The following is a 14,855-nucleotide window of genomic DNA, read 5'->3' on the forward strand; positions in this document are numbered from 1 at the left end:
TGGTGCATAACAGGATCAATAAACTGCTGGTGGTGGGTCTGGGGCTGATTGGTGGTTCCGTGGCGCTGGCTGCACGTCGTGCCGGGTTTGCCGCTGAATACCTGGGGGTGGATCTGGCGCAGGATGAGCGTCAGGGTGCTCTCACTCTGGGGGTGGTGGATCGGGCCAGTGAATCCCTGGCCGAACTGGTGCCAGAAGCCGACCTGCTGGTGCTGGCGGTGCCGGTATTGGCCATGCAGCCGGTGTTGCAGGCCATCAAGCCGTTGTTAAAACCAACGGCGGTCATCACTGATGTGGGTTCCTGCAAGGCGGTGGTGCTGGATGCAGCAACGGCGGTGTTTGGCCAGTTGCCCCCCCGTTTTGTACTGGGCCACCCGATTGCCGGTGCGGAAAAAAGTGGTGTGCTGGCTGCGCGGGTGGAGCTGTTTGAACGCCGCAAGGTGATCCTGACTCCTGCCCCCGATAATGACCCTCAGGCACTTGAGCTGGTTCGCCAACTCTGGACAGCCTGTGGTGCCGAAGTGCTGGAAATGGATGTGACGCAGCACGATCAGGTGCTGGCACGCACCAGTCATTTGCCGCATCTGCTGGCTTTTTCACTGGTGGATACCCTGGCACGCCGGGACGAACGACTGGATATTTTCCGTTATGCCGCCGGGGGGTTTCGTGACTTCACCCGCGTGGCTGCCAGTGATCCGGTGATGTGGCGTGATATTTTCCTGGCCAACCGGGATGCCACCCTGGATGCACTGGACGAATTTCTCAACGGGGTGCAGCGACTGAAATCAGCCGTTGAATCCCGTGATGCGGAGGCGCTGGTGAGTATTTTCACCCGTGCCAAATCCGCCCGCGATTATTTTACTGCTTTGCTCAACGAGACGGGCTATCAGACCATGCAAAACAAGCGCATCAACTTTGTCACCCAGCCCGGCGGCGGTCCGGTTGCCGGTCAGATCCGGGTTCCCGGTGATAAATCCATTTCTCACCGCTCCATCATGCTGGGTGCTCTGGCCACCGGCATCACCCGGGTGAAGGGTTTTCTGGAAGGTGAAGACGCACTGGCAACCCTGCAGACCTTCCGCGATCTGGGGGTGCTGATTGAAGGCCCGCACAACGGCGAAGTGACCATTCACGGTGTTGGCATCAAGGGTCTGAAACAACCTCAGGGACCGCTGTATCTGGGCAACTCCGGTACTTCCATGCGCCTGCTGGCCGGTATTCTGGCAGCCCAGTCGTTTGATACCGAGCTGACCGGTGATGCATCCCTGAGCAAGCGTCCGATGGGGCGGGTGGCTGATCCGCTGCGCCTGATGGGTGCCGAGATCGAAACCGCTGAAGGCGGACGTCCGCCGTTGAAAATCAAGGGTGGTCAAAAACTCAAGGGCATCACCTATGACCTGCCAATGGCTTCGGCTCAGGTGAAGTCTTGCCTGTTGCTGGCGGGTTTGTGGGCTGAGGGTGAAACCCGTGTCACTGAACCCGCCCCGACCCGTGACCATACCGAACGCATGTTGCAGGGTTTTGGTTATCCGGTGTTCAAGCAGGGTGCCACTGCAGCCGTACAGGGTGGTGGTGAACTGACCGCCTGCGACATCGACATTCCGGCGGACATTTCCTCGGCAACCTTCTTTATGGTGGCCGCTGCCATCAGCCCCGGCAGTGATCTGACGCTGGAACACGTGGGCATCAACCCGACGCGTGATGGTGTGATCAATATCCTGCGCCTGATGGGCGCTGACCTGACCCTGTCCAATCAGCGTGAAGTGGGCGGTGAGCCGGTGGCCGACATCCGGGTGCGTTATGCGCCGCTGAAAGGCATCGATATTCCGGAAGATCAGGTACCGCTGGCGATTGATGAGTTCCCGGCATTGTTCATTGCTGCCGCCTGTGCCGAAGGCACCACCCGCCTGCGCGGTGCTGAAGAACTGCGGGTGAAGGAATCCGACCGCATTCAGGTGATGGCGGATGGTCTGCTGGCACTGGGTGTGGATTGCACCGTGGTGGATGATGGCATCGACATTCAGGGTAAGGGCAATGAAACCAATGTGTTTGGTTCGGCCAGCCTGCAATGCCACCACGACCACCGCATTGCCATGAGTTTTGCTGTGGCCGGTCTGCGGGCATCCGGCAGCATCACCATCGAAGACTGTGCCACTGTCAACACCTCCTTCCCCGGCTTTGCCGAACTGGCCCGCAGCGTGGGCCTGAAACTGGACGCCATCAGCGGCTGACCAGTCTGGCTGAGGCATCGAGTTGCTGGGCGGTCTGGTCGGTGAGTTTCAGCCAGACCACCAGCAGGGTGCCCAGTGCCACAAAACCTCCGGCAATCCATAGCCCCGTGTTGTAGTGACCGGACTGGGCCGCCAGCATGCCGGTTAGTGCCGGAGCAATCACCTGGGCACTGCCGTAAGACAGAGTCATTTTTCCCATCAGTTTGGCGGGTTTGGTGGGGTAAAGGCGACCGGCCATGGTCAGCACCAAGCTCACCGAACCAATAAAAGTGCCACCAAACAGCAGGGCACTGAACAGCACCACTGGCAGGCTGGGCTGGATCACCGGCAGCAGGATACCGGCAATCTGCAGCACCAGTGTCAGCAGCAGGGCATTCAGGTAACCGGTGAAACGGGCAATCAGATCCCACACCATCACGGCGGGTGCTGCTGCCAGCCCGATCAGTGCAAAAGCCATTGGCCCCATTCCCACCAGTTCCGGCTGTCGCTCCACAAAAGCCACAATAAAGGTGGCGGTGATCACATAACCGTAACCGGCACAAAAATAAGCCGCCAGCATCAGTCCCATAAAACGCCGGGTTGGCGGATTGTCAGTCAGGGTGCTGCCACTGCTGGTCAGGCTGGCATTTTCCGGGCGTGGCAGCCACCGCCAGGCGGGAATGGCCAGCAACAACCCCAGGGCGGATAACCACAACCACTGGGCATCCCATTGCTGGCTGAGGTGCATCATCAACTCCACTGACAAGGCCGCCACCACAATGCCAAAACCAACGCCGGCAAAGTGAATGCCCAGTTCACCACGATGATGGTGACGTATCAGCCAGTTGAGGATCAGACCGGAGGCAATCAGCATCGAACCGGCACTGGATAATCCGGACAGATAACGCAGAATCACCCACAGCCAGAGGTTTTCGGTGACTGCCATGGCCGCAGTGGTGATCACTGCCAGAATCAAACCAATGCGGTAGAGGGTGTCTTTTAATTTCAGGTCACTGATCGAGGCTGCCAGCAGGGCGCCACTCATGTAACCCAGATAATTCACGGCGGCCAGCCAGCCGCCCACGGCATCACCCATCCAGGTCTGGTCCTGCATCACGGGTAACAGTGGGGTGTAGGCAAAACGGGCAATGCCAATGCAGAGGATCTGACTGAAAACACCAGCCAGCAGTACCCGCAAACGGGGGGACGGAAGCATGTTGGTTATCCTTATTATGGACTTCGCAGTCTACACGTTAAACCACTGGATGCGTTCCGCCAAGAGAGGTGATTGACTGGTGAGTATCAGGAACACCCTGATTAATTACTTTGCTGGCTTATACCGTGTTGAAATTGGCTTCAAAATGCTCATTTACTCTGTGTAAACTCCACTTTTTCAGCCAATTTCGTCTTGCCTAACCTGCGCACGTGACATTAATCACAGGTTTCCTGGTATTACTTATTGGCTTTTCTGATTCTCATCAGTATTGGCGGCATGAAGTTTGGGATAGTCAAACTGCAATAGCTTGCCGCATCCGGCGGTCAGTGTCGACCAGTGCTCCAGATCCAGTGACAGGTGGGCAAAAGCCGAGGTGGGAAAATAATCCATCGGCTGTCCACTGATCAGTGCCGTCAGATCACTGAGACCGGGGTTGTGGCCGACCAGCACCAGATGGTTGATTGCATCGGGTGTGTCCTGGAGCAGTTGCAGCAGGGTTTCAGCTGTTGCTTCATAAGCCTGAGGAGCTGCCAGGCATTGATCATCCTGCAACTGCCAGGCGCGAACCAGCGGTTCACGGGTCAGGCTGGTGCGCAGTGCCGGACTGAATAACAGGCGATCTGGCCTTGGCAGATGGTGGCTGGCACGTTCTGCCAGTCCGGGCAGATCACGTTGTCCGCGTTTGTTCAATGGACGGTCAAAGTCACAGAGACCGGCTTCTTTCCAGCTGGATTTGGCGTGGCGGATCAAGGTCAGGTATTTCATTGCAGTGATTCCTTCAGGAAAGCGGTTCTGTCGTTGTATCTGTACCAAACATACACCATAAAAACCTTCAGGCGTTAATCAGCATCAGGGAGTAGAATAGACTCATCATTCCATTTTTTCGGAGCGAAGCATGCGGTTTCTGATTCTGGGTGCCGGTGGCATCGGTTGTTATTACGGGGCGCGTCTGCAGCAAGCCGGGCATCAGGTGGTGTATGTGGCGCGCGGTGAACACCTGAGAGCCATGCAGCAACAAGGCCTGAAGGTTGAGCATGAAAGTTTTCGTTTTGAAGCACCGGTGACTGCGGTGGATGAAGCTGCCCTGCTGGCAGATTACAGCGTTACGGATTTTGACCTGCTGCTGGTGTGTTTTAAATCTCAGGACACGGCTGCCTGGCTTGATCGTTGTCGTGACTGGTTACTGGCAGGTGCCACTCCACTGTTGTCGCTGCAGAACGGGGTGGATAATGAACCGGAGCTGGAGGCTGTGGTGGGTACTTCACGCACCCTGGGCGGTATTGCCCTGCGTATTGGTGGGCATATTGAAGCGCCGGGTGTGATCACAGCCAGTGGTCCGGCACAGATCATTTTTGGTGCCTGGCCGGATCAGACCAGTGGTCAGGTGCCGACCGACCAGTTGCAGGCCTTTGATCAGGCATTCCAGCAGGCGGGGATTCCTTCCCGCATCAGTGACCGGATTGCGGTGGAATTGTGGCGCAAGCTGATGCTCAACAATGCCGTGAATCCTTTGTCAGCTCTGACGCGACTGGATACCCAGACGCTCAGTACTCACCCCTTGTTTGGTGCTTCTGTGTATCAGTTGATGCAGGAAACGGCAGCCATTGCTGCTGCTGAAGGCCTGCCGATCGGTCAGCAGGATGTTGAGGAAATGTATCAATTGATCTGCAATTTTGATGGCATCAAAACCTCAATGCTGGTGGATCTGGAAAAAGGGCGTCCGCTGGAGCTGGATGGTATCAGTGGCACGCTGCTGAAGCGTGGTAAACGCCTGGCGATTAACACCCCGATGACAGCGCTGGTGTATGGTCTGCTCAGTCAGCAGCAGGAGTGCCATTGAATGCAGGGTTTGTGGCTGGCAGTGGCTGCTTATGTGATCTGGGGTTGTTTCCCGCTGTTTTTCAGTCTGCTGAACAGTGTTGCGGCGGGTGAAGTGTTGGCACACCGGGTGATCTGGTCACTGCTGGCAACCCTGCTGATCATCCTGCTGATGAAACGCAGGCAGCAGTTGTGGCAGCTGCTTCAGCAACCTCGTGCGCTGGGTTGGCTGGCAGTGACATCACTGCTGATCGGTTCCAACTGGCTGATTTTCATCTGGTCGGTCGGTCAGCAGCGGGTGATGGAAGCCAGTCTGGGGTATTTCATGACCCCGCTGGTCAGCCTGGTGCTGGCGCGGATTCTGCTGAAAGAGAAACTGCACATCTGGCAGGCGCTGGCGGGCTGGCTGGCAGCTGCAGCTGTGTTGTGGGAACTGTACAGTCTGGGCAGTCTGCCGTGGATTCCCTTGTCTCTGGCGCTGACTTTCGGGTTCTATGGTCTGGTGCGTAAACAACAGCCAGTGGATGGCATGCTGGGGCTGACGGTGGAAACCCTGTGGATGCTGCCTGTGGCGATGATGTGGCTGGGCTGGATGTTGTGGGCAGGGCAGAACCTGCAGTTTGGCGAATCCATGCAGTTGTCCCTGTTGTTGATGGCTTCCGGGGTGGTGACTGCCACACCCTTGCTGTTATTTGCTGCTGCGGCCCAACGACTGGATCTGTCGGTGGTGGGTTTCATCATGTACATCAACCCGACCATGCAGTTTATTTCAGCGGTGCTGATTCTGAATGAAGACTACCCGCCACAGCGCCTGATCACCTTTGCTCTGATCTGGGCAGCGATGCTGTTGTTCATGTGGGGGCTGTGGCAAGCACGGCGGCAGCTTGCCTCAGCTCCCTGACATTTACTCCTTCGGTGGTTTTGGCCGCATGCTGCGAAAGGCGTCCATCAGTTCAATCGGTAGCGGAAAGACAATGGTGGAGGAGTTTTTATTGCCCATGTCATTGAGGGTCTGCAGGTAACGCAGCTGCAGTGCAGCCGGGTTGCCTGACATCACATGGGCGGCCTCCACCAGCTTCTGGGAGGCCTGCAGTTCACCTTCGGCATGAATGATCTTGGCACGACGTTCACGTTCAGCTTCAGCCTGACGGGCGATGGCACGGATCATGTTTTCGTTCAGATCAATGTGTTTGATTTCAACATTGGCCACCTTGATGCCCCAGTCCTCTGTCTGGACATCAAGAATTTCCTGAATGTCATCATTCAGCTTGTCGCGTTCGGACAGCATTTCATCCAGTTCGTGTTTGCCCAGTACCGAGCGGAGCGTAGTCTGTGCAAGTTGGCTGGTGGCAACCACGAAATTTTCTACCTGAATGATGGCTTTCTCCGGATCAACCACTCGGAAATAGAGCACTGCGTTGACCTTTACCGTGACGTTGTCCTGCGAAATCACATCCTGTTCCGGGACGTCCATGGTGATGACGCGCAGATCGACCACATCCATTTTCTGCAGGCCGGGAATTACAATGACCAGTCCGGGGCCTTTGACACGTTGGAAGCGTCCGAGGAAAAAAACCACCCCGCGCTTGTATTCCGGCAGGATGCGGATGGATGCAGCCAGCAGCATCAATACCAGAGCCAGCGGGGTGAGGTAACTGAATAGCATGATCAGACTCCTTCAAGGGTTGAATCGAGCAAAGTGACCTGCAGGGTTAATCCCTGCAGGCCGGTGATTTTTAATGGCTGGCCAGCCTGTACTGGAACCTTGCTGACGGCTTTCCATATTTCACCGTGCAGGCGGACACGACCGGTATGTTCAAAATTTTCCATTGCCACACAGGTTTCTCCGGTCATGGCTTCTTCACCAGTTCGGGGTCGACGCCTTCGCAGTTGGGTAAAGCGGGTCACAATCCACAGCAGAAACACCCCGGCAGCCAGGGCAGTTCCACCGATCAATGGTAGGGACACTGCCAGCTCAACACTGTCCATCAGCATGATGGAACCGGCAACAAACGCAGCGATGCCTCCCACACCCAGAATACCGAAGCTGGGTATGAAGGCTTCTGCCACGATCAGGATCAGACCAAGGAACACAAGAGCAAGTCCGGCATAGTTCACGGGGAGTACCTGGAAAGCATAAAGGGCCAGCAGCAGGCACAGGGCACCCAGGGTGCCGGGAACCAGACTGCCAGGGTTGGAGAACTCAAAAATGAGGCCGTAAAAACCGAGGATCAATAAAAAATAGGCCACACTGGGATCACTGATCACCGATAACAGCCGGGTACGCCAGTCAGGGTCCAGTCGTTCCAGCAGCAGCCCGCCGGTGTCGAGGGTCAGGCGGCGGCCTTCAGCCATCACCACTTCACGCCCATGCAGCTGATCCAGCAGTTCGGCAGTGTTGTAAGCGAGCAGGTCAATCACCTGCTGCTGCAGTGCTTCCCTTGCGGTCAGGCTGACCGCATCACGCACTGCAGCTTCAGCCCAGTCAGCGTTACGCCCATGGCGTTCAGCCAGGTTGCGAATGGTACTGACAGCATCCTCCAGCACCTTGCGTTCCATGGCTGTACTGCCGCGGCGTTTGCCTGTTTCATCGGTGGTTTGCTGATCCTGGTCCTTTTGCTGCTGGTCGGATTCCGTCTCCTGGCCGGGCAAACCACCACCCATGCTGACCGGAGTGGCTGAACCCAGGTGGGTATTGGGAGCCATGGCTGCAACATGACTGGCGTAAAGCAGATAGGTTCCGGCACTGGCTGCCCTTGCACCTTCCGGAGCCACCCAGGTGACCACCGGTACCGGGCTGGCCAGTATCAGGGCAATCATGTCACGGGTGGCGGCATCCAGACCACCGGGGGTATCCAGTTGCATGATCAGCAGGCGGGCCTGTTGTTTTTCAGCCTGCTGCAGGCCGCGGCGCAGGTATTCAGTCGCCGCCGGGGTGATGGCACCTTTCATCTGTAGCAGCAGAGCTGTCGGGGCATCCTGTCGAGCTGGGCTGGCTTGGGTGCTTGTTAGGCTGCTGGCTAGCAACAGGATCATTCCACTAAACAGTAACACCAGTGGTAAAGATCTGAACAATGAACGGTTCATCAGTAACTCCTGAAATTTCTGTCTTCATCCTAGTTGAAAGCGCAGGGCTTTGCCTTCATATCTGTTAGAATGGTCAGTCTTCTGCCTGAATACTCTTCTGCACTCCAATAAAGTCGAGACAATGAAAGCACTTACCATCAGTAATCTTCAGAAAACCTATGACAACGGACACGAGGCCTTGAAAGGCATCAGTCTGGACGTTGCCGAAGGTGATTTTTTTGCCCTGCTCGGACCTAATGGTGCCGGTAAATCCACCACACTGGGTATTGTCTGCTCTCTGGTTCGCAAATCGGCAGGCAAGGTCAGCATTTTTGGTGTCGACATCGATCAGGATTTTGCCCTTGCCAAACAATTGATTGGTGTGGTGCCCCAGGAGTTCAATTTCAGTGTCTTTGAGAAGGTGGAAGACATAGTGCTGACGGCGGCCGGTTACCAGGGCTTGACTCAGGCTCAGGCGCGCCCGCGGACCGAACAATTGCTGCGCGATCTGGGGCTGTGGGAAAAGCGCAAACAGCAAGCGCGGATGTTGTCCGGTGGCATGAAGCGCCGTCTGATGATTGCCAGGGCGCTGGTGCATAACCCTAAATTGCTGATTCTCGACGAACCCACTGCCGGTGTGGACATCGAATTGCGTCGCTCCATGTGGAGTTTCATGCAGGAAATCAATCGTCAGGGCACCACCATCATTCTGACCACTCACTACCTGGAAGAAGCGGAGAACCTGTGCCGCAACATTGCCATCATCGACAAGGGTGAAATCGTCAAGAACACCAGTATGAAAGCCCTGTTGAGTGAGCTGAACAGCGAAACCTTTGTGTTGGACTTGACCCAGCCGGTACAGGCTGCACCTCAGTTGGATGCCTTTGTCAGCCGCTTAAAGGATGATCACACGCTGGAGGTGGAAGTGCGCAAGGGACAGAGCATCAGCCAGGTGTTTTCTGCCTTGCAGCAGCAAGGCATTGAGGTATTGAGCCTGCGCAACAAGGCCAACCGACTGGAAGAACTCTTTGTATCACTGGTGGAAAAAACCGCCGCCAGTGATTTTAAAGCGGACCAACCGACTGCAAAAGTGAGCACCTGATGAATCCTGCACGTCTTTACTGGGTTGCCTTCACCACCATCCTGATCAAGGAAGTGCGGCGTTTCACCCGCATCTGGGCCCAGACCTTGTTGCCACCAGCCATCACCATGGCGCTGTATTTTGTGATTTTCGGCAACCTGATTGGTACCCGTATTGGTGAGATGGGCGGTTTCACCTACATGCAGTTCATCATGCCCGGACTGATCATGATGTCGGTGATCACCAACAGCTATTCCAATGTGACGTCTTCCTTTTTCAGCAGCAAGTTTCAGAAGTCGGTGGAAGAAATGCTGGTGGCACCGGTGCCTGGCTGGGTGATTTTGGGTGGTTATGTGCTGGGTGGTGTGGCGCGCGGCTTGCTGGTGGGCCTGATTGTGACGCTGCTGGCGCTGTTTTTCACCGAGCTGACCGTCCACAACCTGTTTGTCACCATGACCGTGGTGTTTCTCACGGCGGTGCTGTTTGCCATTGGCGGGTTCATCAATGCGCTGTTTGCCCGGTCTTTTGATGACATTGCCATCATTCCGACCTTTGTGCTGACACCGCTGACTTATCTGGGTGGGGTATTTTATTCGATCCAGTTGCTGCCGGACTTCTGGCAGGGTGTGTCACTGCTGAACCCGGTGCTTTATATGGTCAACACTTTCCGTTATGGCATTCTGGGGGTTTCAGACATCAACCACTGGGCGGCGCTGGGCACCATCGGGCTGTTCATTCTGGTGTTGTTTTCGCTGGCACTCTGGTTGCTGGAGCGAGGGCGGGGTATCCGTCAGTAATACCCCGCAACGGGATCATTTTTTATCATCGTCCTTGAGGAGCTCTTCCTCAAGGTCGCTGAAATCAAAGTCATCCAGACTATCCAGCGTGGCCTGCAGGGTATCTTCCGGAAGTTCCGGCTCTTCACCGGGAAGTGCCAGATCGTCGTCAGCGGCATCTTCGTCAGTTTCCAGGCCATCCAGATCATCCAGGTCAAACTCTTCCACGTCATCAGCCTCTGCCAGAACTGCATCCAGGTCCGGCTGGCTGACCAGCTCATCACTGGCCATGGCGGCAGCGGCTGCCGGTGCAGCTGCAACGGCGGCTTTACGGGCTGGTGCAGCTGCTGGAGCAGGTTTGTCATCCAGTATCATGCCCAGGCAATCACCCAGCGCAATCAACAACTCTTGCTGTTGCTGGCATAACGCACGTGCAGCCGGTGCTTCAGATGCGATGTCACTGACATTCTGCAGACTGCGATTCAGCAGCAGCTCAGCCTGCTGGTGATCAAAACTGATATCACCCTGCTCGATGTCGAGTGATTTCTGCCCACTCGCACCGGTTGATTTAAAGCCTTCCAGTTCCTTGATCAGGCGGTTTCTCTGCAGTCTCAGGTAAAAGATGATACCGAACAGAAGGATTCCCAACTGAGCCAGCAGAACAACTGCCAGGGGAGATAACACCATGTTATGCTTTCCTCAAAGGTGTCCATTATTGATGCGCGTCCGTAAAGATTAAGCTGCAAGGCTGCAGGCCGCAACCTGAGGGTCATTAAAAATTGCAAATCCGGAGTTAATTTATGCAAGCCATGGAGCTGTTGCTGAATCGTAATTCACATCCAAAGCTGACAGAGCCTGTACCCCGGGGGCTGGCTCTGGAACGAATTTATCAGGCAGCATTAAGAGCCCCTGACCATGCGGGACTCACCCCCTGGCGTTTTATTGAGTTCAGTGGTAAAGGTCTGGATGCGCTGGGTGAGATTTTTGCTGAAGCTCAGTTGCAGCAACAACCGGGCACAGATATCGAAGAGCTGAATCGACTGCGGATGATGCCTTATCGTGCTCCCTTGTTGATTGCTGTGGTGGCTCGTATTCAGGAACACCCCAAGGTGCCGGTATCGGAGCAGTTACTGTCAGCAGGTTGTGCCGCTCATGCACTGTTGCTGGCTGCTGAAGCGGAAGGTTTTGCAGGTATCTGGCGCTCTGGCTGGTTATGCTTTGATCCCCATGTCAAAGCCAGCTTGAAACTGGCCGCACAGGATGAGTTGGTGGGTTTTATTTATCTGGGAACACCGGCAGGGCGCCGGAAGCAGTTACCGGAGCGCCAACTCGCTGACTTTGTGGAGCGCTGGGTATGAAGCTGCAGGTTAAACCGGATTTTTTACCCTGGTTGAAACAGCACATCCCGTTGACACAACACATGGGCATTCATGGTCTTGAATGGCAAGACCAGATCCTGGTGTTTAACCTGCAGTTGGAGCCGCTGGTTAACGACAAGGGCACCGGTTTTGGAGGTGGTGTGGCAGGTTTGGCAACCCTGCTGGGCTGGTGTTATGTCAATCTGTTGCTCGACCAGGCTACGGGGCGCTGTCCGGTGGTGATCAAAGAGTCATCCAACCGCTTTGTAGCCCCCATCACCGGCGATTTTCAAATGCTCTGTTGGTGTGATGATCCAAAGGGCATGGAGAGCTTTCTGGAGCGTTACAAGAGCAATGGGCGTGCGCGCATGAGCCTGAATGTTGAAGCCCGGCAGGGCGATCAGTTGTGCTTCAGTTATGAAGGCGTTTATGTAGCGCTTGGAAATTCAACCTGATTGGTGTGGTTGGGGTTGCATTTTCTTAATGGAGTCAGTATCATGCGCGCCACTTGTTGAGAGGGAAACCCCCTTGATGAGTGAATTGCGGAGAGGTGGCCGAGTGGTCGAAGGCGCACGCCTGGAAAGTGTGTATACGGAAACGTATCGAGGGTTCGAATCCCTCCTTCTCCGCCAGAATTCAATAAAAAAGCACCCTTCGGGGTGCTTTTTTATTTGCCCCGCAAAACCCACAAGCTGTGCTGTGAAGCCCGCAAACAAAAAAGGCCCGGTTAAGGGGCCTTTTGAATCCTTCTGCCGGTGAGTCGTTTTGCTTGTAAAGCTCGGCAGGTGTTTGTTTTAGCCTGGATCACACAGGTCGCGCAGGTAACGAAACAGTTTGCGACTGTTGGTCGGTGGTTTGCCTGCTGCCTGTTCTTGCCTGGCATTACGGATCAGCTGGCGAATTTTCTGAGCTTCGCAGGCTGGCCATTCATTCATGAAATCAACCAGTGCATTGTCTTCTGCCAGCAGGCGCTCACGCCAGAGTTCCAGTTGCTGGAAGTGGCGGGCATGAGTTTCCGAACCGGCATCATAAATATCCATGGCTGCCTGGATGGCTTCATGATCCCGGCTGCGCATCAGTTTGCCGATGCGTTGCAGTTGTCTGCGGCGTGCTTCATGGGATGAGATGCGCTTGTATTCAGCCAGGGCTTCCAGCAGTTCCTCATCCAGCTGCAGGGTTTTAAGCTGGTTCTTGTTCAGTTCGAGCAGTTTTTTGCCGACTTCCTGCAGCGCTTGCATCTGGCGCTTGAGTTCGCTTTTGCTCGGCAGTTCATCCTGTTCGTGGCTTTCGTTGTGCATGTTTACTCTTCTTCGTCAAAACGGTCGAGGATCAGTTGTTCCAGTGCCTCAATGGCCTGGTTTTCATCCTCTCCGTTGGCGCGGATACTGAGTTGGGTGCCACAGGGGGCTGCCAACATCAGTAGTTGCATGATGTTGCGAGTGTTGGCCGTACGCTCACCCAGGCAGATTTCGGTCTGTGACTGGAACTGCTGGCATACCTGCACCACACGAGTGGCAGCCCGTGCATGCAGGCCGCGTTTATTGATCAGGGTGACTTTCTTTTCTTGCATACTGGAGCCTGTCAGTGGTCGGCAGCAGGTGATGGTGCAGCCAGCTCACGATGACGGATTTGCACGTCGTCATGCAGTTGACGGAAATGCTGTCCAAGGCGTTCAGCCAGATAAACTGAACGATGCTGTCCACCAGTGCAACCGATACCTACAGTGATGTAGCTGCGGCTGCTTTGAACATAACGCGGTAACCAGTGGCTGACAAACTGACTGATGTCGTTATACATCTGTTCTGGCAGTTCATATTGTTCAAGAAAGCTTGCAACTTCAGGGTCCAGCCCGGTTTTGTCCCGTAGTTTGATGTCCCAGAAGGGGTTGGGTAGACAACGCACATCAAAAATCAGGTCAGCATCCAGGGGAACGCCACGCTTGAATCCAAACGATTGGAACAGCAGGGTACTGGTCTGGTGTGGTCGACGGGCAACCTGTTCAGCAATGGTGTTGCGCAATTCGTGAACAGAAAGTCGGGTGGTGTCCAGTGTCAGCTGTGCCAGGCTGGCCAGTGGGTCCAGCAGTTTCTGTTCTTCCTCTATGGCTTCGTTCAGCGACAGCTGGCCATCACGGGTCAGTGGATGACGCCTGCGAGTGGCTGAAAACCTTTCCATCAGGGTTTTTGCATTGGCATTTAAATAAACCACCAGGACATCCACACCATCCGCATTCAGTTCACGCATGATGGTGGGGAAGTGGTCTAAATCTCTGGACAGGTTACGGGCATCAATGCTGACGGCAACCCGGCTGAGGTTTTCCTGCACACGGGCCTGTTCGGCCAGTGGAATCAGCAGGCCAGCCGGCAGGTTGTCGATGGCGTAGTAGCCCAGATCTTCCAGTGCATGCAAGGCAGCACTTTTGCCAGAGCCAGAACGTCCGCTGATGATGACAAGTTGCATGGCTCCGGGCCTCCTTCCTTGCATGGCAGTTGACGTGCTCAGGATGGAATGGGTGCGGTGATCAACTGATGCAGTTGTTCCGGCTGATCAGTTTTACGCAGCTCTTTACGCAGTTCTTCATCGGAGAAGCGTTCAGCCAGCAATGCCAGGGTCTGAAGGTGGGCTTCGTTGGCTTCTTCAGGAACCAGTAGCAGAAAAATCAGATCAACCGGTTGGCCGTCTATGGCGTCAAAGTCGATTTTGTCGCGCAGGCGGATGAAGGTGCCAACTGCCTGGTCGCAATGGCTGATGCGGCAGTGTGGCAATGCCACACCCTGCCCGATGCCAGTGCTGCCCAGTTTTTCCCGTGCAATCAGCCGCGAGAAAACTTCTTCGGCATCCAGCTGCGGAATCTGCTGAGCAATGAATTTACTGAAATATTCCAGTACACGTTTTTTGCTGCCCCCGGGCACCCCAAACAGGGTGCGCTCAAGGGTCAGGATTTCGTTGATCTGCATGGCGGGCAGGGAGACCGGGTCAGTGAGTGGCGCCTTGATGGCGAGCCTGGGTTTTTTCCTTGTGTTTGATCAGCTGACGGTCCAGCTTGTCAATCAGCTCATCAATCGCAGCGTACATGTCTTCCTTTTCTGCACTGCCGTGGATTTCACCGCCAGCTACGTTCAAGGTAGCTTCGGCAATCTGGCGCAGCTTATCGACAGTAAGGGTGACCTGAACATTGGAAATTTGATCAAAGTGGCGTTCCAGCTTGGCGAACTTGGACTCGACGTATTCACGCAGTGCAGCAGTCAGTTCGACGTGATGACCAGTGATGTTCAGTTGCATGTTGGGCTCCTGGTTTTATTGGGTTTTACAATTTCATTGTAACCCTTT

General features: G+C 55.2%; 17 protein-coding genes and 1 tRNA gene. 8 read left to right on the forward strand and 10 right to left on the reverse strand.

Features of this window, described 5'->3' with window-relative positions:
- Positions 1-2 precede the first annotated feature (2 nt).
- Positions 3-2,231 (forward strand): bifunctional prephenate dehydrogenase/3-phosphoshikimate 1-carboxyvinyltransferase, encoded by a 2,229-nt coding sequence (locus BT114_RS01130; RefSeq protein ID WP_072324857.1) that lies wholly within the window; start codon positions 3-5, stop codon positions 2,229-2,231.
- Here BT114_RS01130 and BT114_RS01135 read toward each other — a convergent pair.
- Together BT114_RS01135 and BT114_RS01140 are read right to left on the reverse strand one after the other, a co-directional pair.
- The gene (locus BT114_RS01135; protein WP_072324473.1) at positions 2,221-3,426 is read right to left on the reverse strand and encodes a YbfB/YjiJ family MFS transporter; all 1,206 of its coding nucleotides are present in this window, start codon (positions 3,424-3,426) and stop codon (positions 2,221-2,223) included. The two genes, BT114_RS01130 and BT114_RS01135, sit on opposite strands and share 11 nt — an antisense overlap.
- 240 nt (positions 3,427-3,666) lie before the next feature.
- Positions 3,667-4,191: a SixA phosphatase family protein gene (locus BT114_RS01140; RefSeq protein WP_072324474.1), complete on the reverse strand. Its 525-nt coding sequence runs from the start codon at positions 4,189-4,191 to the stop codon at positions 3,667-3,669.
- A gap of 130 nt (positions 4,192-4,321) precedes the next feature.
- Here BT114_RS01140 and BT114_RS01145 point away from each other — a divergent pair, with 130 nt between their 5' ends.
- Both BT114_RS01145 and rarD read left to right on the forward strand, forming a co-directional pair.
- On the forward strand, positions 4,322-5,266 hold the full coding sequence (locus tag BT114_RS01145; RefSeq protein ID WP_072324475.1) for a ketopantoate reductase family protein: 945 nt from the start codon (positions 4,322-4,324) through the stop codon (positions 5,264-5,266).
- Entirely contained in the window at positions 5,267-6,145 is an 879-nt protein-coding gene (gene rarD, locus BT114_RS01150; RefSeq protein ID WP_072324476.1) for an EamA family transporter RarD, read from the forward strand.
- Positions 6,146-6,148: 3 nt separating this feature from the next.
- Here rarD and BT114_RS01155 read toward each other — a convergent pair whose 3' ends face one another.
- Together BT114_RS01155 and BT114_RS01160 are read right to left on the reverse strand one after the other, a co-directional pair.
- The gene (locus BT114_RS01155; RefSeq protein ID WP_072324477.1) at positions 6,149-6,910 is read right to left on the reverse strand and encodes a slipin family protein; all 762 of its coding nucleotides are present in this window, start codon (positions 6,908-6,910) and stop codon (positions 6,149-6,151) included.
- A gap of 2 nt (positions 6,911-6,912) precedes the next feature.
- Positions 6,913-8,331 (reverse strand): NfeD family protein, encoded by a 1,419-nt coding sequence (locus tag BT114_RS01160; RefSeq protein ID WP_072324478.1) that lies wholly within the window; start codon positions 8,329-8,331, stop codon positions 6,913-6,915.
- Positions 8,332-8,452: 121 nt separating this feature from the next.
- Here BT114_RS01160 and BT114_RS01165 point away from each other — a divergent pair, with 121 nt between their 5' ends.
- The gene (locus BT114_RS01165) at positions 8,453-9,412 is read left to right on the forward strand and encodes an ABC transporter ATP-binding protein (RefSeq protein WP_072324479.1); all 960 of its coding nucleotides are present in this window, start codon (positions 8,453-8,455) and stop codon (positions 9,410-9,412) included.
- Complete coding sequence (locus BT114_RS01170; RefSeq protein WP_072324480.1) at positions 9,412-10,188, forward strand: ABC transporter permease; 777 nt, start codon at positions 9,412-9,414, stop codon at positions 10,186-10,188. The genes BT114_RS01165 and BT114_RS01170 overlap by 1 nt, the downstream gene beginning before the upstream one ends.
- Positions 10,189-10,203: 15 nt before the next feature.
- Here the strand turns inward: BT114_RS01170 and BT114_RS01175 are convergent, their stop codons facing one another.
- The gene (locus BT114_RS01175; RefSeq protein WP_072324481.1) at positions 10,204-10,854 is read right to left on the reverse strand and encodes a hypothetical protein; all 651 of its coding nucleotides are present in this window, start codon (positions 10,852-10,854) and stop codon (positions 10,204-10,206) included.
- 113 nt (positions 10,855-10,967) lie between these two features.
- Between BT114_RS01175 and BT114_RS01180 the strand changes: the two genes are divergently transcribed.
- The 3 genes from BT114_RS01180 (at position 10,968) to BT114_RS01190 (ending at position 12,157) form a co-directional block, all read left to right on the forward strand.
- Complete coding sequence (locus BT114_RS01180) at positions 10,968-11,525, forward strand: NAD(P)H nitroreductase (protein ID WP_072324482.1); 558 nt, start codon at positions 10,968-10,970, stop codon at positions 11,523-11,525.
- Positions 11,522-11,980, forward strand: a complete 459-nt coding sequence (locus BT114_RS01185; protein WP_072324483.1) for a YiiD C-terminal domain-containing protein — start codon at positions 11,522-11,524, stop codon at positions 11,978-11,980. The genes BT114_RS01180 and BT114_RS01185 overlap by 4 nt, the downstream gene beginning before the upstream one ends.
- Before the next feature lie 89 nt (positions 11,981-12,069).
- A tRNA-Ser gene (locus tag BT114_RS01190) sits at positions 12,070-12,157 on the forward strand.
- Positions 12,158-12,319: 162 nt separating this feature from the next.
- On the opposite strand, the gene yjgA is transcribed toward BT114_RS01190, so the two are convergent.
- From yjgA to hpf, 5 genes are read right to left on the reverse strand one after another with little or no spacing between them, the layout of a single operon-like run.
- Positions 12,320-12,823 (reverse strand): ribosome biogenesis factor YjgA, encoded by a 504-nt coding sequence (yjgA, locus tag BT114_RS01195; protein WP_072324484.1) that lies wholly within the window; start codon positions 12,821-12,823, stop codon positions 12,320-12,322.
- A 2-nt stretch (positions 12,824-12,825) separates the two neighbouring features.
- Positions 12,826-13,095, reverse strand: a complete 270-nt coding sequence (locus tag BT114_RS01200; protein ID WP_072324485.1) for an HPr family phosphocarrier protein — start codon at positions 13,093-13,095, stop codon at positions 12,826-12,828.
- A gap of 11 nt (positions 13,096-13,106) precedes the next feature.
- Positions 13,107-13,985, reverse strand: a complete 879-nt coding sequence (rapZ, locus tag BT114_RS01205; protein WP_072324486.1) for an RNase adapter RapZ — start codon at positions 13,983-13,985, stop codon at positions 13,107-13,109.
- A 38-nt stretch (positions 13,986-14,023) separates the two neighbouring features.
- Positions 14,024-14,482: a PTS IIA-like nitrogen regulatory protein PtsN gene (ptsN, locus tag BT114_RS01210; RefSeq protein WP_072324487.1), complete on the reverse strand. Its 459-nt coding sequence runs from the start codon at positions 14,480-14,482 to the stop codon at positions 14,024-14,026.
- A 19-nt stretch (positions 14,483-14,501) separates the two neighbouring features.
- Positions 14,502-14,807: a ribosome hibernation promoting factor gene (gene hpf / locus BT114_RS01215; RefSeq protein WP_072324488.1), complete on the reverse strand. Its 306-nt coding sequence runs from the start codon at positions 14,805-14,807 to the stop codon at positions 14,502-14,504.
- Positions 14,808-14,855 lie beyond the last annotated feature (48 nt).

The sequence above is a fragment of the Marinospirillum alkaliphilum DSM 21637 genome, assembly GCF_900119735.1.
In the GTDB taxonomy this organism is placed as follows: Bacteria; Pseudomonadota; Gammaproteobacteria; order Pseudomonadales; family Halomonadaceae; genus Marinospirillum; species Marinospirillum alkaliphilum.

Bases quoted from the DNA above. Each gene is read 5' to 3' on its own strand.
- BT114_RS01135 (WP_072324473.1), bottom strand. From the start codon at position 3,426: ATGCTTCCGTCCCCCCGTTTGCGGGTACTGCTGGCTGGTGTTTTCAGT.
- BT114_RS01140 (WP_072324474.1), bottom strand. From the start codon at position 4,191: ATGAAATACCTGACCTTGATCCGCCACGCCAAATCCAGCTGGAAAGAA.
- BT114_RS01145 (WP_072324475.1), top strand. From the start codon at position 4,322: ATGCGGTTTCTGATTCTGGGTGCCGGTGGCATCGGTTGTTATTACGGG.
- rarD (WP_072324476.1), top strand. From the start codon at position 5,267: ATGCAGGGTTTGTGGCTGGCAGTGGCTGCTTATGTGATCTGGGGTTGT.
- BT114_RS01155 (WP_072324477.1), bottom strand. From the start codon at position 6,910: ATGCTATTCAGTTACCTCACCCCGCTGGCTCTGGTATTGATGCTGCTG.
- BT114_RS01160 (WP_072324478.1), bottom strand. From the start codon at position 8,331: ATGAACCGTTCATTGTTCAGATCTTTACCACTGGTGTTACTGTTTAGT.
- BT114_RS01165 (WP_072324479.1), top strand. From the start codon at position 8,453: ATGAAAGCACTTACCATCAGTAATCTTCAGAAAACCTATGACAACGGA.
- BT114_RS01170 (WP_072324480.1), top strand. From the start codon at position 9,412: ATGAATCCTGCACGTCTTTACTGGGTTGCCTTCACCACCATCCTGATC.
- BT114_RS01175 (WP_072324481.1), bottom strand. From the start codon at position 10,854: ATGGTGTTATCTCCCCTGGCAGTTGTTCTGCTGGCTCAGTTGGGAATC.
- BT114_RS01180 (WP_072324482.1), top strand. From the start codon at position 10,968: ATGCAAGCCATGGAGCTGTTGCTGAATCGTAATTCACATCCAAAGCTG.
- BT114_RS01185 (WP_072324483.1), top strand. From the start codon at position 11,522: ATGAAGCTGCAGGTTAAACCGGATTTTTTACCCTGGTTGAAACAGCAC.
- yjgA (WP_072324484.1), bottom strand. From the start codon at position 12,823: ATGCACAACGAAAGCCACGAACAGGATGAACTGCCGAGCAAAAGCGAA.
- BT114_RS01200 (WP_072324485.1), bottom strand. From the start codon at position 13,095: ATGCAAGAAAAGAAAGTCACCCTGATCAATAAACGCGGCCTGCATGCA.
- rapZ (WP_072324486.1), bottom strand. From the start codon at position 13,985: ATGCAACTTGTCATCATCAGCGGACGTTCTGGCTCTGGCAAAAGTGCT.
- ptsN (WP_072324487.1), bottom strand. From the start codon at position 14,482: ATGCAGATCAACGAAATCCTGACCCTTGAGCGCACCCTGTTTGGGGTG.
- hpf (WP_072324488.1), bottom strand. From the start codon at position 14,807: ATGCAACTGAACATCACTGGTCATCACGTCGAACTGACTGCTGCACTG.